Origin of the sequence: Prodigiosinella confusarubida, from assembly GCF_002847015.1 — a bacterium.
Lineage (GTDB): Bacteria > Pseudomonadota > Gammaproteobacteria > Enterobacterales > Enterobacteriaceae > Prodigiosinella > Prodigiosinella aquatilis.
The window spans coordinates 1968157-1984908 of sequence record NZ_CP025085.1 but is presented as its reverse complement, the minus strand read 5'-3'; the positions used below and the strand labels follow the sequence as shown (position 1 = coordinate 1984908).

At 49.5% G+C, this 16752-nt stretch carries 16 protein-coding genes; 4 read left to right on the top strand and 12 right to left on the bottom strand.

Annotation, left to right across the window (positions count from 1 at the left end):
- Positions 1–89: 89 nt before the first annotated feature.
- Complete coding sequence (gene guaB / locus CWC46_RS09170; protein WP_021016887.1) at positions 90–1556, bottom strand: IMP dehydrogenase; 1467 nt, start codon at positions 1554–1556, stop codon at positions 90–92.
- 172 nt (positions 1557–1728) lie between these two features.
- On the opposite strand from guaB, the gene xseA reads away from it, so the two are divergent.
- From xseA to CWC46_RS09155, 3 genes are all read left to right on the top strand, one after another.
- Entirely contained in the window at positions 1729–3114 is a 1386-nt protein-coding gene (gene xseA, locus CWC46_RS09165; RefSeq protein ID WP_021016888.1) for an exodeoxyribonuclease VII large subunit, read from the top strand.
- Between the two features lie 95 nt (positions 3115–3209).
- Positions 3210–4265 (top strand): M4 family metallopeptidase, encoded by a 1056-nt coding sequence (locus tag CWC46_RS09160; RefSeq protein ID WP_021016889.1) that lies wholly within the window; start codon positions 3210–3212, stop codon positions 4263–4265.
- A complete protein-coding gene (locus tag CWC46_RS09155) occupies positions 4240–4584 on the top strand; it encodes a protealysin inhibitor emfourin (RefSeq protein ID WP_021016890.1) in 345 nt (114 codons plus the stop codon). The genes CWC46_RS09160 and CWC46_RS09155 overlap by 26 nt, the downstream gene beginning before the upstream one ends.
- A 7-nt stretch (positions 4585–4591) precedes the next feature.
- On the opposite strand, the gene CWC46_RS09150 is transcribed toward CWC46_RS09155, so the two are convergent.
- The 10 genes from CWC46_RS09150 to ndk all read right to left on the bottom strand — a co-directional run bounded on the left by CWC46_RS09150 (position 4592) and on the right by ndk (position 14634).
- The gene (locus CWC46_RS09150; RefSeq protein WP_021016891.1) at positions 4592–4816 is read right to left on the bottom strand and encodes a zinc ribbon domain-containing protein; all 225 of its coding nucleotides are present in this window, start codon (positions 4814–4816) and stop codon (positions 4592–4594) included.
- 88 nt (positions 4817–4904) lie between these two features.
- On the bottom strand, positions 4905–6395 hold the full coding sequence (gene der / locus CWC46_RS09145; RefSeq protein ID WP_021016892.1) for a ribosome biogenesis GTPase Der: 1491 nt from the start codon (positions 6393–6395) through the stop codon (positions 4905–4907).
- A 147-nt stretch (positions 6396–6542) separates the two neighbouring features.
- Positions 6543–7724, bottom strand: a complete 1182-nt coding sequence (gene bamB / locus CWC46_RS09140; protein ID WP_021016893.1) for an outer membrane protein assembly factor BamB — start codon at positions 7722–7724, stop codon at positions 6543–6545.
- A gap of 10 nt (positions 7725–7734) precedes the next feature.
- Positions 7735–8355: a YfgM family protein gene (locus tag CWC46_RS09135; RefSeq protein ID WP_021016894.1), complete on the bottom strand. Its 621-nt coding sequence runs from the start codon at positions 8353–8355 to the stop codon at positions 7735–7737.
- 13 nt (positions 8356–8368) lie between these two features.
- Positions 8369–9646 carry a histidine--tRNA ligase gene (hisS, locus tag CWC46_RS09130; RefSeq protein ID WP_021016895.1) on the bottom strand — a complete coding sequence of 426 codons (1278 nt, stop codon included), beginning with the start codon at positions 9644–9646 and terminating at the stop codon, positions 8369–8371.
- 137 nt (positions 9647–9783) lie between these two features.
- Positions 9784–10905 carry a flavodoxin-dependent (E)-4-hydroxy-3-methylbut-2-enyl-diphosphate synthase gene (gene ispG / locus CWC46_RS09125; RefSeq protein WP_021016896.1) on the bottom strand — a complete coding sequence of 374 codons (1122 nt, stop codon included), beginning with the start codon at positions 10903–10905 and terminating at the stop codon, positions 9784–9786.
- A 39-nt stretch (positions 10906–10944) separates the two neighbouring features.
- Positions 10945–11976 carry a cytoskeleton protein RodZ gene (rodZ, locus tag CWC46_RS09120; RefSeq protein ID WP_021016897.1) on the bottom strand — a complete coding sequence of 344 codons (1032 nt, stop codon included), beginning with the start codon at positions 11974–11976 and terminating at the stop codon, positions 10945–10947.
- Complete coding sequence (gene pilW / locus CWC46_RS09115) at positions 11966–12727, bottom strand: type IV pilus biogenesis/stability protein PilW (RefSeq protein WP_021016898.1); 762 nt, start codon at positions 12725–12727, stop codon at positions 11966–11968. The genes rodZ and pilW overlap by 11 nt, the downstream gene beginning before the upstream one ends.
- A gap of 133 nt (positions 12728–12860) precedes the next feature.
- Positions 12861–14033 (bottom strand): dual-specificity RNA methyltransferase RlmN, encoded by a 1173-nt coding sequence (gene rlmN, locus CWC46_RS09110; RefSeq protein ID WP_021016899.1) that lies wholly within the window; start codon positions 14031–14033, stop codon positions 12861–12863.
- A 169-nt stretch (positions 14034–14202) separates the two neighbouring features.
- Positions 14203–14634 carry a nucleoside-diphosphate kinase gene (ndk, locus tag CWC46_RS09105; protein WP_021016900.1) on the bottom strand — a complete coding sequence of 144 codons (432 nt, stop codon included), beginning with the start codon at positions 14632–14634 and terminating at the stop codon, positions 14203–14205.
- Between the two features lie 326 nt (positions 14635–14960).
- Between ndk and sseA the strand changes: the two genes are divergently transcribed.
- A complete protein-coding gene (sseA, locus tag CWC46_RS09100) occupies positions 14961–15815 on the top strand; it encodes a 3-mercaptopyruvate sulfurtransferase (RefSeq protein WP_021016901.1) in 855 nt (284 codons plus the stop codon).
- Positions 15816–15903: 88 nt separating this feature from the next.
- Here sseA and sseB read toward each other — a convergent pair whose 3' ends face one another.
- Positions 15904–16698 (bottom strand): enhanced serine sensitivity protein SseB, encoded by a 795-nt coding sequence (sseB, locus tag CWC46_RS09095; RefSeq protein WP_021016902.1) that lies wholly within the window; start codon positions 16696–16698, stop codon positions 15904–15906.
- Positions 16699–16752: the final 54 nt, after the last annotated feature.

The following is a 16752-nucleotide window of genomic DNA, read 5'->3' as shown; positions in this document are numbered from 1 at the left end:
GAAATATATTCCAAATACAAAAAGCTAAAAGTGATTAAACCCGGTGAAGATTACCGGGTTTAACGGGTTAAATCCGCCTGCAAACCACCTTATGAACCCATACGGTAATTCGGCGATTCCTTGGTGATGGTTACATCGTGGACATGGCTTTCCTGAATACCCGCACCGCTAATACGGACAAATTCCGCTTTAGTTCGCAGCTCATCAATGGTTCCGCATCCGGTCAATCCCATACAGGAACGCAGGCCGCCCATCTGTTGATGAACGATCTCTTTCAAACGCCCTTTGTACGCGACACGACCTTCGATACCTTCCGGCACCAATTTGTCTGCGGCATTGTCAGACTGGAAATAGCGATCGGAAGACCCTTTGGACATCGCACCCAGCGACCCCATACCGCGATAAGATTTGAAAGAACGCCCTTGATAGAGCTCAATTTCTCCAGGAGACTCTTCCGTACCCGCCAGCATGGAACCCACCATGACACAGGCTGCGCCCGCGGCGATGGCTTTGGCAATATCGCCGGAGAAACGAATGCCGCCATCAGCGATAACCGGAACGCCCGTACCTTCCAGTGCCTCCACGGCATCTGAAATAGCGGTAATCTGCGGTACACCCACACCCGTTACGATACGAGTGGTACAGATAGAACCAGGACCGATACCCACTTTCACCGCACTGACACCCGCCTCAACCAGCGCCAGCGCACCTGCGCCAGTCGCTACGTTGCCGCCGATAATTTGCAGCTCGGGATATTTGTTACGGGTTTCACGAATACGTTGTAGCACGCCTTCAGAGTGACCGTGAGACGAGTCGATCAGCAATACATCAACACCCGCTGCGACCAGTGCATCGATACGCTCTTCATTACCCGCACCAGCACCAACTGCCGCACCAACACGCAGACGCCCATGCTCATCTTTACAGGCATTCGGTTTACGCTCTGCTTTCTGGAAATCTTTAACGGTGATCATCCCAACCAGATGGAACTGATCATCCACGACCAGCGCCTTCTCAATGCGTCGTTCATGCATTTTTTGCAATACGACTTCGCGTGCTTCACCTTCTTTTACCGTCACCAGACGCTCTTTCGTTGTCATGAAATCGCTGACCGGCCGGTTAAGATCAGTTACAAAGCGAACATCACGACCAGTGATAATCCCTACCAACTCGTTGCCTTCGGTAACCACTGGGTAACCGGCGAAACCATTACGCTTGGTCAGTTCTTTTACCTGATGCAACGTTGTGGTTGGTGTTACGGTTTGTGGATCGACAACCACACCGCTTTCATGTTTTTTTACACGGCTGACTTCTTCTGCCTGACGCTCAATAGACATGTTTTTGTGAACAAAACCTAATCCGCCTTCCTGAGCCAGCGCAATCGCCAGACCAGATTCGGTGACAGTATCCATCGCTGCGGACAGCATAGGAATGTTCAGACTGATCGTTTTCGTGAGTCGAGTGGTTAAATCAGCCGTATTAGGCAGGACAGTAGAATGTGCGGGAACAAGGAGAACGTCATCAAACGTTAGTGCTTCTTTAGCGATACGTAGCATGGGCAATATCTCACCAAGGGTGGGTGGAAGATTAGATAAAATATTGCCGTGGCATTATACAGAGCGTAATCGGTTGCCTCCAGCATTTTTTTACTAAAATGCTTGATTACCTTTTACAGGCAGGTAGTATCGATCAATTAAGTCACTGTTTTAAAATTTGATCTGGCTCACAATGTCTCAACTTCCTTCTTCTGCAATTTTCACCGTAAGTCGCCTTAATCAGACGGTTAAACAACTGCTGGAAGGCGAAATGGGTCAGATCTGGCTTTCCGGTGAAATATCCAACTTCTCGCAACCTGCATCCGGCCATTGGTATTTTACGCTGAAAGACGAGCGTGCACAGGTGCGTTGCGCCATGTTCCGTAATAGCAATCGCCGGGTAATCTTCCGCCCACAGAATGGCCAACAGGTGCTTATCCGGGCGATCATTACTCTGTATGAGCCTCGCGGGGATTACCAGTTGCTGGCAGAAAGTATGCAGCCCGCCGGTGATGGTCTGCTGCAACAGCAGTTTGAACAACTGAAACAGCGTCTGTCCGCTGAAGGCTTGTTTGAACAGAAATACAAGCAACTCCTGCCTAAACCCGCCAAACAAGTAGGCGTTATCACCTCTGCCAGCGGTGCGGCACTACACGATATCCTGCAAGTTTTACAACGCCGTGACCCATCTTTGCCCGTGGTCATTTACCCCACAGCGGTTCAGGGTAATGAAGCGCCATTACAAATTGTCCGCGCCATTGAACTGGCGAATCAGCGTCAGGAATGTGATGTTCTGATTGTTGGGCGCGGCGGCGGTTCACTGGAAGATTTATGGAGTTTTAATGATGAACGAGTGGCACGGGCCATTTTTGCCAGCGCTATTCCTGTGGTCAGTGCCGTAGGCCATGAAACGGATGTCACCATTGCCGATTTCGTCGCTGACCTGCGTGCGCCGACGCCTTCAGCCGCCGCCGAACTGGTCAGCCGTAATCATCCAGAACTACTACGACAGATCCAATCCTTGCGTCAGCGGCTGGAAATGAGCATGGATTACTATCTGGCTCAGCGTGCACAAACCTTTAGTCGCTTTTATCATCGCTTGCAGCAACAGCACCCACAGCTACGGCTGGCAAGGCAGCAAAATCAGCTGATCCGGCTGCGTCAGCGATTAGACGATGTAATACAAATCCGGCTTCGTCATGCTGCGCGTCAACATGAGCGACAGTTGCAACGTCTGATGCAGCAACAACCGCAACCGCGGATTCACCGTGCTCAGCAGCATTTGCAACAACTGCGTTATCAATTGCAACAGACCGTGGAACGGCAGCTAAATCAGCATAAACAGCGCTTTGGTGAAACCTGTTCCCACCTGGAAGCGGTCAGTCCGCTAGCAACGCTGGCACGCGGCTATAGTGTGACATCGACATCTGATGGTCAGGTAATGAAAAGAACTATTCAGGCGTCCATCGGCGATACCCTGAAAACTCGCCTTCAGGATGGATGGGTAGCAAGCCAGATAACCGAAATTCGCTCAGAATCCGCAACTGTCGTGAAAAAACGTTATAAACAGAAGATCTGATCTCTACACTATACTTATCGCTTCATTACTGGTTATCTATGAGTAGGGATGAGCATCAGCATACATGATGTTCACCTATCATAAGGAGATGAGGCATGAGGCTAATACGTAGCATAATCCCCCCCTATATCCTGCATCGTATTATCAACAATGGTTCTGATGAAGAGCGTCGTTGTGCCCAACAGACATTAATGCATGTCCAATCGCTGATGGTAGAGATGTTATCCAAACCCGTGCCGCATGAGATATACACTGGCGGTCAGGTTGATCGGAAAATCTATAATGCAGAACATCAACAGCAACTGCCGGGAATCCAGGTACGTACCGAGGGCCAAGCCAGTAATGGTGATATCGCTGCCGATGAAGCGTACAACTATCTGGGCGCCACCTATGATTTTTTCTGGCAGATATTCGGCCGTAATTCATTAGATAACCAAGGGTTACCGCTTTCTGGGACCGTGCATTATGGCAAAGATTATCAGAACGCCTTCTGGAATGGGCAGCAGATGGTTTTTGGTGATGGCGACGGCAAGATTTTCAACCGTTTTACTACCGCGATTGACGTGGTCGGCCATGAACTGACGCATGGCATCACTGAAAGTGAAGCAAACTTCATCTACTTCCGTCAGTCTGGGGCGCTCAATGAGTCGATGTCCGACGTATTTGGCTCCATGGTAAAACAGTTCTACCATAAACAAACGGCACAACAAGCGGACTGGATCATCGGCGAAGGTCTGCTGGCAGAGAATATTGACGGTAAAGGCCTACGCTCTATGGCCAGACCCGGCACAGCTTATGATGATTTATTGCTGGGAACCGACCCACAGCCAGCACATATGCGTGACTATATCAATACACGTGAAGATAATGGCGGAGTCCATCTTAATTCCGGCATTCCCAACCGGGCATTTTATCTGACGGCAATGGGGTTGGGGGGCTATTCCTGGGAAAAAGCCGGGCAGATCTGGTACGACACACTATGTGATAAATCACTACCCCAGAATGCCGATTTTTCCGTTTTTGCCAAATTCACTGCCGAACATGCTGAAAAACGTTTTAATGCCGTCGTTGCCGATATTGTCATTCAGGCCTGGTATCAGGTCGGTGTGGAAACGGGAATAACCAATGAACATTCAGCCCGCTTTGACTGATGATGCAGTGATTGAACTGGCACGTGAAGGTGGTTTTGCCTGGATACCCAAACTCGCGGGGCATCGACGTTTTGCGCTGGCCGATATCCCGTCTCCGGCGCGGGAAAAAACGTGTGCAATACTGCGCAACATCTTCTCTGCGGTACGAGAACCTGATCGACAGAGCCCACCGGGTCGTGGCGATCAGTTTTATTACCGCATTCATATCAGCTACAGCAATCAGCACAATGCCTCACATCAGGATATTGTGCTACTCATTCCAGAATGCGATGCACCAGTGGAGTTGGAGGCGCTCTGGCGTAACGGCCCTTCGGGATAATCGCCGCTCATTCCGGTTGGTAATGGCATTCAACCTGCTTTTTCGAGATCAGCCCGTGACCATGTTGGCAGAAGTAATCAACTGCACCGCAAGCTTTCAGCACGTGTAACGCCTGGTGGCACTCAGGACAGAATATCTGGCGGAGATATCCCTGCTGACAGATGGCACAGTAAAAATGTTCGTCGTTTCGCCATTGCATTTCATGTTGACACTGAGGACAAACGGCTTCCATTATTTCTCTCCACGTTAATGTCAAACGATATCTGGTCTATGGTAATGGCATAAAACAACGGGGCAGATATGCTCTGCCCCGTATGTGATTACTTACCTTTCTTGATGTGCTGTATCAAACGTTTGCGCTTACGAAGCTGATTTGGAGTCAATGTGTTGCGCTTATCCGCAAAGGGATTCTCACCTTCTTTGAACTGAATACGGATTGGCGTTCCCATAACATCCAGTGAACGACGGTAATAATTCATCAGGTAGCGTTTATAGGAATCCGGCAGATCTTTTACCTGATTGCCGTGAATAACGACAATCGGTGGATTATAGCCACCGGCATGTGCATATTTCAGTTTTACTCGGCGACCACGCACCAACGGTGGCTGATGGTCATCTGCCGCCATCTGCATGATACGGGTCAGCATGGAAGTTCCTACCCGACGAGTAGAGCATGTGTAAGCTTCAGTGACTGACTCAAACAAATTCCCGACACCACTGCCATGCAACGCAGAAATGAAATGGATACGGGCAAAATCAATAAAGCCCAGGCGCATATCCAATGTTTCTTTCACCTGATCTTTTACTTCCTGTGACAACCCATCCCATTTATTGACCACAATCACCAGCGAACGGCCAGCATTGAGAATAAAGCCCAGCAGCGAGAGATCCTGATCAGAAATACCTTCCCGGGCATCAATCACCAACAGGACTACATTCGCATCTTCAATCGCCTGTAGGGTTTTAATAACCGAAAACTTCTCTACCGTCTCGGTTATTTTCCCACGCTTACGGACTCCGGCAGTATCGATCAGGACATATTCACGGCCGTCACGTTCCATTGGAATATAGATACTGTCCCGGGTGGTTCCCGGCATATCGTAAACCACCACACGATCTTCACCCAAAATCCGATTGGTGAGCGTGGACTTACCAACATTGGGCCGCCCGACAATAGCCAGTTTAATGGGTAACGATTCGGGATCGAAATCATCCTTCGGTTCGCTATTTTCGCTATCGGACTGCTGCTCAGCCAATTGCTCCGCCCAATAGGCCGCATTAGCCTCTTCTTCCGTCAGTTCTTTCGGTTCAGGCGCCTCACCAATAAAAGGCAGTAGAGCCTTTTCCAGCAATGAAGTGACACCTCGACCATGAGATGCTGCGATAGGGTACACTTCGCCTAATCCCAACGAGTAAAAATCGGCAATACCAGTATCCGCGTCAATCCCGTCAATTTTGTTGGCAACCAGGAAGGTGGGCTTTTCACGACTGCGCAGATGCTGGGCGATGCCGCGATCTGCCGGCATTAAACCATCACGGGCATCCACCATGAACAGGACGATATCGGCCTCTTCGATAGCTTGCAGTGATTGGCCTGCCATACGTGTTTCCACCCCTTCCTCACTACCATCGATGCCTCCGGTATCAATGACAATAAATTCATTCCCTTCTACCTCAGCACGACCATACTTGCGGTCACGCGTCAGCCCTGGGAAATCCGCCACCAATGCATCACGGGTACGCGTCAAGCGGTTAAACAGCGTGGATTTACCCACATTCGGGCGCCCGACCAGCGCGACGACAGGTATCATTGTTACAACCTCATTGCTTATATTTCAATTTGTTACAGCAAGTATCACTCACTGATGATAAAAGACGAAACGGCCCCTGATAGTGTCAGGAGCCGTTAAAAGGATCATGTGATGATGAACATTCTGATCCGGCATACTGTTGGTGTATCAGCGGGTGAAAGCGTAAACCTCACCGTCTTTAGACTGTACCAGTAATTTGTCGCTGGCCACCACCGGTTTGCTCAAAAAGCCAGAACCATCCACTTTCTGTTGGGAAACAAAACGGCCATCGGCAGTATTAACCCAGTGGAGATAACCTTCCGCATCCCCCACGACCAGATAACCATCGAACAAAACGGGTGCCGTCAGATTACGGTGCAGCAAATCACTCTGGCGCCAGATATTAACGCCGCCACTGGTACTCAGCGCTACAATCCGATCATTCTGATCTACCAGATAGATACGATCACCATCAACAATGAAATCGTTTACCGACCCCAGATCACGTTTCCACACGATTTGACCAGAGCGCAGATCCAATGCCGTCATATTACCATTATAGCCGAGTGCATACACAACATCGCCCACAACTACTGGTGTCGTATCCACATCGTTCAGGCGATCAATTTCTGTCGCGCCACTTGGTTGAGAAATACGCTGTTGCCAGATTAACTGCCCCTGATTCATCATCACGGCGCTAACACGGCCATTATCACCGCCAACAATTGCGGCACCAAATGCTGTGGTTGGCGCAGATTCACCACGCAACGACAGCGTTGGCATATCAAGGCTAACCGTCCATTTAATGGAACCATCAGATTCATTTAATGCTTGCAGCATACCGTTGCTGGTATGTATCAGTACCATACCATCACTGATGACCGGACGAGAAAGCACTTCACCTGCCGCTTTGGTTTGCCATACCTTGGCACCATCATCTGCATTCAGGGCAAAGACTAGCGCTCTTTCACTGCCGATGTACACGCGATTACCGGATACAGAAACCCCACCAGATAACAGGGCTGAACGGTTACGGGAAAACAGACCTGTCTTTTCTGACAGATCGACACGCCACTTTTCTTCGCCATTAGTTAAGTCTAACGCTTTTACCACACCATGACGGTCAGCGGCATAAACCTGATTATTCTGCCAGGTTGGCCCCAGATTAGAGTAAAACTCGCCAGTACCATCACCAACAGAACGGCTCCAAACCTTGGTTGGTGTGAACTGATTCTCAACCTGAGGTAACGGAGACATAGTGACAACATCTTCTTCGTGATCGAACAAGGAACATCCGCTCAGTAGGGCAACAGAAATCAATCCTACAAAAAGTGTTTTATGCAATTGCATGGAATTCCTCTTAGCTGGGCAGATTGTTCAATTTCAAGCGTAATAAAGACTGCAATGCCTGGGGAGGATTTGCCGCCATGCCTTTGTTGTAAGCATCACGCGCCCCTTTATTATCCCCTTTGCTAGCCAGTGCATCACCGCGAACGTCAGCAGCCAGCGCTTCCCAACCGGTCTGCTTGATCATATCAAGTGTTTTCAGCGCTTCATTCGCTTTATTTTCCTGCAACTGAATACGAGCCAAACGCAGATTGACCAACGCTTTCAGATCATCATCTTTCGTCTGTCCCTGCGCCTGTTTTAACTGCTGATCAGCTTTAGCAAAATCTTTTTGTTCCACGAAGTGGTGTGCTAGCTCAAGCGATGCCAGTGCACCGTAATTATTACTGTTATCAGCAGAAAATTTCTCTACCGCGGCAACAGCATCAGATTTGCCAGCAGTAAGCATGTCGCTGACATGTTGGTAAGCAGCTGATGTCGCCATCGCATTACCATCCTGATGGCTTTGCCAGAAACGCCAGCCAGCCAGTGCACCAATACCAAGCACAATACCGACAACAAGCGCCTTGCCGTTTTCTGCAAAGAAACGGCGAACAACCTCAACCTGTTCATTCTCTGTGGTATAGACTTCCACGGTGTCGTTCTCCTCAACCCAGTAGCGTTGCCAATCGTGCGGCAACGTCGGCCTGCATCAGTGTTTCCTGTTCACCACTGGTCAGGTTTTTTACCACAACCTCACCGGCAGCTACTTCATTTTCACCTAACACCAGCGCAACACGTGCGCCACTTTTATCCGCACGGGTAAATTGCTTTTTAAAATTACCACCGCTGTAATTAGTCATCACTTTCAGCTGCGGCATATCATCACGCAGTCTTTCGGCCAGTTGCATCGCCGCACTCTGCGTGCCTACACCGGAAGAAATCAGGTAAACATCAACACTGGGTAACGCGGCGAATTCAGGATTAATCGCCTGAACCAGTAGAATCAGACGCTCAAGTCCCATGGCAAAACCAACCGCTGGTGTATTGGCCGGTCCCCCCAATTGCTCTACCATGCCATCATAACGACCACCGGCACATACCGTTCCCTGGGAGCCCAAACTGTTGGTTACCCATTCAAAAACGGTACGGTTGTAATAATCCAGACCACGAACCAGACGCGGATTAATCTTATATGGGATACCCGACTGCGTTAAAAGTTCACACAATTCATTGAAATGCGCGCGGGATTCATCATCCAGATAAGCGGTAAGTATCGGCGCGTCATCCAATAACACCTGCACCTGAGGATTTTTTGAATCAAGAACTCGCAGCGGGTTGGTGTACATACGCCGCAGACAATCTTCATCCAGTTGATCTTTATGCTGTTCAAGAAACGCGATCAACGCTTCGCGATAACGGGCACGGGCGTCCAATGAACCAATGGAATTCAGTTCCAGTGTTACGTGTTCCGCAATCCCCAACACTCGCCACCAGCGAGCGGTCATCAGCATCAGTTCGACATCAATATCGGGTCCTTTCAGCCCAAAGACTTCGCAACCAAGCTGGTGAAACTGACGATAACGGCCTTTCTGTGGACGTTCATGGCGAAACATTGGGCCAACGTACCACAGCCGCTGTTCCTGATTGTACAGAATACCGTGCTCAATACCGGCACGGACACAACCCGCGGTATTTTCAGGACGCAATGTCAGGCTATCGCCATTACGATCCTCAAAGGTATACATCTCTTTTTCCACGACATCAGTCACTTCACCAATAGCTCGTTTGAACAGAGATGTCTGCTCAACAATAGGTGTACGGATTTCACCATAACCGTAACTGCCGAGTACCTGTTTCAGACTGTCCTCAATACGCTGCCACAATGCCGTTTCGGCTGGCAGGTAGTCGTTCATGCCGCGAATGGCTTGAATATTTTTCGCCACGTCAGTTCTCTATGCGTTTTTCAAAAAATAGGTCCGATTATAGGAGGAACAGCGCCACTTCTTCAATGTAGTGCTGGCATCATCAGGTCTATTAATTCAGGATTTAGGCACAATTGCATCCAATCATGCCGCAAAGATTATTTATCAACCATGTTGATCGCAATACGCTGTTTTTCATCCAGCATTGTGGCCTTGGCACGGATTTTCGCTTCCAGCAGATCAATCATCTGGTCATTATCAAAACGCTCTTTCTGACGAGTGCCATCCTCATAAAAACCGCTTTTCTTATTACCGCCGGTAACACCCAGTGTTGAAAGCAGTGCTTCACCCGGGCCGTTTACCACACAACCGATAATGGAAACATCCATAGGGGTGATGATATCTTCCAGACGCTGTTCCAACGCATTCACCGTACCAATCACGTCAAACTCCTGACGTGAACAGGTGGGGCAAGCAATAAAATTAATACCGCGAGAGCGAATGCGCAGGGATTTCAGGATGTCAAAACCGACCTTGACCTCTTCTACGGGATCTGCCGCCAGTGAAATACGAAGTGTATCGCCGATACCTTCCGACAACAGCATACCCAGCCCGATCGCCGACTTGACCGAACCACTACGGGCACCACCTGCTTCCGTGATACCCAAATGCAGTGGCTGATCAATGCGGGATGCCAGCAAACGGTAAGATTGCACCGCCAGGAAAACATCAGAGGCTTTCACACTAACTTTGAACTGATCAAAGTTAAGGCGATCCAGAATATCCACGTGCCGCATGGCTGATTCCACCAATGCTTCCGGTGTCGGCTCGCCATACCTTTCCTGTATATCTTTTTCCAACGAGCCAGCATTAACACCAATACGGATAGGAATATTTTTATCACGTGCACAATCCACTACGGAACGGATACGTGCTTCATTACCGATATTGCCAGGGTTAATACGCAGGCAATCGACACCATATTCGGCAACTTTCAACGCAATACGGTAGTCGAAATGTATATCGGCCACCAGAGGGATATCCACTTGCTGTTTAATCAACTTGAATGCTTCGGCAGCATCCATCGTTGGCACGGAAACACGGACGATATCAACCCCGACACGCACCAATGAAGCGATTTGTTTAACTGTCGCATCGACATCAGTGGTCCGGGTATTGGTCATCGATTGCACAGCAATCGGTGCCCCATCACCTACAGGCACCTTACCAACGTAAATCCGGGTTGATTTTCGACGGGTAATGGGCGCTGCGTTATGCATTACTTCTTCTCCAAAATCACTACTGCTGACTGCAGAGTATTACTGTGCGGCAAGCGTTAAGCGCGCAACTTGATGGCTTCTTACAAACCGGCTCAAATCAACTGGTTTACCTTGATATTCAATCTGTACTGCCGCAGGTGCACCAATTTTCAGTCGATAAGGCGCTTGACCACTTAGGTTAAGTGAGCCGCCACTTCGCTGAACACCACTGAATAATTTCTTACCAGAAGCATCCACCACTTCCAGCCAGCAGTCCGCTGTAAAATGCATAACAATGGTATTCGCCGCTGTTGTCACACTACCAGGCGAAGTGCTGGCAGCAGCAGTAGCACTCTGGCCCAGCAATGACTGAACCGGTGCCTGACTGGGTGAAACAACCGCTGGCGACTGTGATGGAACCGTTGCCGACTGTGACGGAACCGTTACTGGCGGAACCGATGGCTGTACCTCGGCGACAGGAGGATTTTTTGTATCAGTGGCGGTATTATCGGCAGGTGCCGCTGTATTAGTGGTTTCGCTTCCGGCAGCGGCACTTTCATCAGGATCTACCGGCGCCTGCTCACTATGGCCGAGAGCAACAGACTGCTCCCCACCACTCGTCTGCGCTGCGCTGGTGTGATCCACCATAGAATTGATTTCCTGCTGCTGTGCCTGATGGTTCTGCCACCACCAAGCGACGGTCAATCCTAAAACGACCAGCAGAATTAACCAAGTGAGCATCATCAGCCAGCCGTCTCGCTTTTTACGGCTCTTGCCTAACGAAAAAGTCTGCATCAGTGCCACATTGGAGGTTCGGCTGGGAACCACATGCTTTTCCAGCATCGGCAGCAGCTCATCTTCGGGCAGATGGACTAATTTGGCATAGGAACGGATATAGCCACGCAGAAAAGTAGGAGAGAGGCTGGCGGGTGTATTGTCTTCTTCGATCTCACGAATAGTAGACACTTTCAGACATAAGCGTTCGGCAACGACTTGTTGCGTAAATTCCAAACGCTCACGTGCCTGACGCAGGCGTTCGCCCGGTGTAGCTATCGTTGATGCAGTGTTATCTTGAGTGGCTTCAGTATTCATTAGCTAAAAACTGCTGGTACCGTTTAGATTGTGGAAAACCTTGCGCCAGCAACAAACCATAACGATTGACTTCGTCAGTATGCCCCGCCAGCGCGGCGAAACGAATCTGTAGCCATAAACTTTCAGCACTGGCCGGAAGAATCGGCTGATAAATATCCAGGAGCAATTGCGCCTGTTCATAATGTCCTGTCACGAACTGATGGTCCGCTTCCAACAGCAACCGCCCCCCTTTGTCGGGGTCGTACTTCAGCGCCCGGCTAATCAATTGACGTGCGTCTTCATCCTGCCCAGCTTTGAAAAAGCAGTACCCCGCATTTTCCAGAGCATCAGCAACCTGACTGTAATCAGAGAGTTGTATAGCCGCACGAAACTGTTGCTGAGCCGCTACATACTGCCCTAAACCACAAAGAAACGCACCGTAATTATTCATCACGTCACTATTACCGGGTACCTGCCGTAACAACTGGCGATAGCGCTGCTCAGCTGCACCATTTTCGCCGATACGTTGCTCGTAAAGCGCCATTCCCAGTTGAGTACGATAATCACCCGGTGAAGCCAGTACCGCTTTTTCCAAATTATCGCGGGCGGCATCCAGGTTATTACGTGCCAAATACGCCAGTCCCAATTGTAAACGCGTTTGTGCCAACCGCGGATTCATCTTATGTGACAAATCACTACATCCTGCTACGAGGATGGAGACTAGCAACCATGCGCTTCTCTGCCAACACTTCTGCCAACACTGCTGATTCATCCCTGACTATCCTTGTGCCATCCTGGCCAACAGTATGTCGTATGTTACCTGAAACTGTCACAAGTGACAGCATAGTATGATAAGCCGCAAAAAAGTATTTATCACCTTCATACCTGATAAAGATTGTCAGCAATCAGACCGTCTTGACGGTGATAGGTTCCCCAGCCATTGCTTTCTTCAAAGTACGTTTAGTCCGGTCGACAACCTCCCCAGCCAACTGTCCGCAGGCGGCATCAATGTCATCACCACGGGTTTTACGTACGATCGTGGTGAAGCCATACTCCATCAATACTTTGGAAAAACGGTCAACACGACTGTTGGAACTACGTCCATAAGGTGCGCCAGGGAACGGATTCCATGGAATCAGGTTGATCTTGCATGGCGTATCTTTCAGACATGCCGCCAGCTGATGGGCGTGCTCGGTATCATCATTGATGTGATCCAACAACACATACTCCACCGTAACGCGCCCCTGGTTGGCATTGGACTTCTCCAGATAGCGGTGTACTGCCCCCAGGAACGTTTCGATATTATACTTTTTATTAATCGGCATAATTTCGTTACGAATTTCGTCATTTGGCGCATGCAGGGAGATAGCCAGTGCCACATCAATCATGTCGCCAAGTTTATCCAGTGCAGGTACCACGCCCGATGTCGAGAGCGTGACGCGACGTTTGGATAGCCCGAATCCGAAATCATCCAGCATGATTTCCATTGCAGGTACAACATTGTTCAAATTCAACAACGGCTCCCCCATCCCCATCATTACCACATTGGTGATAGGACGTTGCCCGGTCACTTTGGCCGTACCGATTATTTTTGCCGCGCGCCATACCTGTCCGATAATTTCCGATACTCGCAGGTTACGGTTGAACCCTTGCTGCCCGGTAGAGCAAAATTTACACTCCAGCGCACAGCCCACCTGAGACGAAACACACAATGTTGCGCGATCTTCTTCCGGAATATACACCGTTTCCACACGCTGGCCACCAACCAGAATCGCCCACTTGATAGTGCCATCGGAAGAGCGCTGTTCGTCTACCACTTCCGGCGCACGAATTTCTGCAATTTCCTGCAATTTGCCGCGTAAGACCTTATTGATGTCGGTCATCTGGGTGAAATCGTCACAACAGTAATGATACATCCACTTCATGACCTGGTCGGCCCGAAAGGGTTTTTCCCCCAACTCGGCAAAGAAAGTTCTCATCTGCTGGCGGTTAAAATCCAGCAGGTTAATTTTTTCAGCGTCTTTTTTGACAATAGCGTCAGATACAACAGAAATTGGGGATGCAGTTTGTTCAGACATAATGACTCATGGCCTCGTTATTACACGTTATGGCGCGAAAAGGTGTGATATACAGAAGAAACGCCCCAGTAAGCTCGTGCTCATCCAGGGCGTGACATTGTACAAACTTTAAAACAACGATGCTACCGTGGCCGACTTTTTATTAAGGCGTCACGCAGACCCGCCACCATTAACAAGAACGCGGGCAGATTTCATCAGCACTGAAGAAATAAGCAATTTCGCGCTCGGCAGAAGCAACTGCATCGGAACCGTGAACGGCATTTTCAGTGAAACTATCGGCATAGTCTGCACGCAGCGTACCTGCCAGTGCGTTAGCCGGATTGGTCGCCCCCATAATGTCGCGGTTACGCTGGACAGCATTCTCACCTTCCAGTACCTGCACCATAATCGGGCCAGAGGTCATGAAATCCACCAAGCCATCGAAGAAGGGTTTACCTTTATGCTCGGCATAAAAACCTTCTGCCTGCTCACGGGTCAGATGCAGCATTTTAGCTGCAATAATTTTAAAACCAGCGCTTTCGAAACGGGCATAAATCGCGCCGATAGCGTTCTTTGCCACAGCATTGGGCTTTATGATGGAAAAGGTACGTTCTACCGTCATAGTGACCTCGTTCAATAACTAACGGAAACAGCCGGTTGAGAAAGTTATAATACCGGCCAGTGAAAGTGGCGCCGATTATAGGGGCACCAGCGCTGCTTGCCTACCAGCGTAATAACATTTTTTTAAAAAAACATTATCCTCTTCCTCTCAAATTTTCCGTATTTCGCAGCAATGCACGAGAATAACTGACACAACAATCTCGGACGATGAACACAAGAGTTGATCCAGCGATAACAGCATGACTTGCCGGTCCCGGGAAAATCACTGATAATTAACCTCTTGTGTCACTCAGGGGCAACGAGATCAGCCCCAGTGTGGGAGGTTTTATGTCTACATCCTGTTCCGATATTTTTATTTCATCATCCTGGCTTAGCACACATCTGAACGATCCTGATATAGCACTGATTGACGCCCGCATGCTGACAGCAGGCAGTACGACCGGCGATATGCATAATGAATACAACGCAGGTCATCTGCCTGGCGCCGTTTTTTTCGATATTGAAGCGTTTTCTGATCATCAAAGTCCTTTCCCACATATGATGCCGGATACTAACGTATTCTCTCTGGAGATGGGAAAACTGGGACTCAGCGAGCAACAACATTTTGTTGTCTATGATGAAGGCAATCTTTTCTCTGCACCACGCGCTTGGTGGATGTTGCGTACATTTGGTGTAAATCGGGTGTCTATTCTTAGCGGTGGCCTGGCTGGGTGGAAGCAACGTCAGTTTCCGCTGGAGACAGGGGACATAAACCGTCCGGCAACGACGTTCCATGCCCATCTTAATGCGACAAAAATTCGCCAGTGTGACGAGGTGCTGGCTATCAGCCGCGATCATTCGGAACAAATTGTTGACGCTCGGTCGGCATCCCGCTTTAACGGCGAAGCGAATGAACCACGAGCGGGGCTGCGCTGCGGCCACATTCCCGGTAGCCTTAACGTCCCCTGGACAGAGCTGGTTGCCGACGGCGCATTAAAGCCGGCAGAAGAATTGACAGCCATTTTCCACCAGCATGGCGTAGATATTCAGCGTCCAGTCATCGCCAGCTGTGGTTCTGGTGTTACTGCCGCGGTGGTCGTTCTCGCGCTTACAGCACTGAATGCCAGACAGGTATCACTTTACGATGGTTCCTGGAGCGAATGGGGTGCCAGAGACGATCTGCCGGTTACCACCCGGACGTAACGTCCAGGATCCGTGTTCTGCATGAGCACGGATCCCTTGTCGTTCGACAGATACTCAAAAACGAGCGATTCTCAGTCGGCCCAACGTCTCAGGCCTGAACCGTCTTTTTGAAATCCCGCAGGAAACTACCCCATTTGCGTTCATAAAACGGTGTAGTGTGCTGTGTCATATAATGGCTGATACCGGGTTCATTGTTCCGTACCAGGCAAAGATCGATCGAACCATCATCCGGTAACGTATCACTGGCCACCGTACCCGCCGCATGAATAATGTCTTCGACATCGTTATCTGCATCAATACCAATCAACAGGTGCGGCTGTTCCTCATCTGGCTCCTGAATCTGTACCAGAAACGCCCGATGCACCTGCGGATATTTGGTAAACAGTTGAGTCAGCGAGTCAATCATCTGTACTGGCATTTCAGCTGGTTGACCAATCAGTATTTCAGCGTCGTCTTCAATCACGCTCTGCTGAATCAGACTGTTGCCTTCACCAGAAAGCAGATGCTCAATCTCCTGCGGCAGGAACTCTTTCCCATAGGGTAATTTAGGATTCAAGAATAGGGCCACTCCCTGCGTAAGTTCAAACAGGGTACGGGTTGGCAACGCCAAAAATGCCTGTTCTTCACTCACAGCCAGTTGCAACGCTTCCAGTGAAGAGAAAAAAGGAATCACTGAGCTACCATCAGGTTTTTCCCAATGCTGAAGTTGGATGTTACTGTCCGACTGCGATGCTTTTTCTCCGAATACCTCATTCTCATCGCTACTGCCCAGAACATAAACCGTTGCGTCCATAAGCTCACTGAAAAACTCAGGCCGATGCGCTGGCTCCGTTGCTGCCAACGTTAAGACTTCTTCCAGTTTATTCTGCGGTGAAAAATCCATAACAATCCTCACAATAACAACCTTATCCACCGAGTCGAACATCGGTTGGCAACC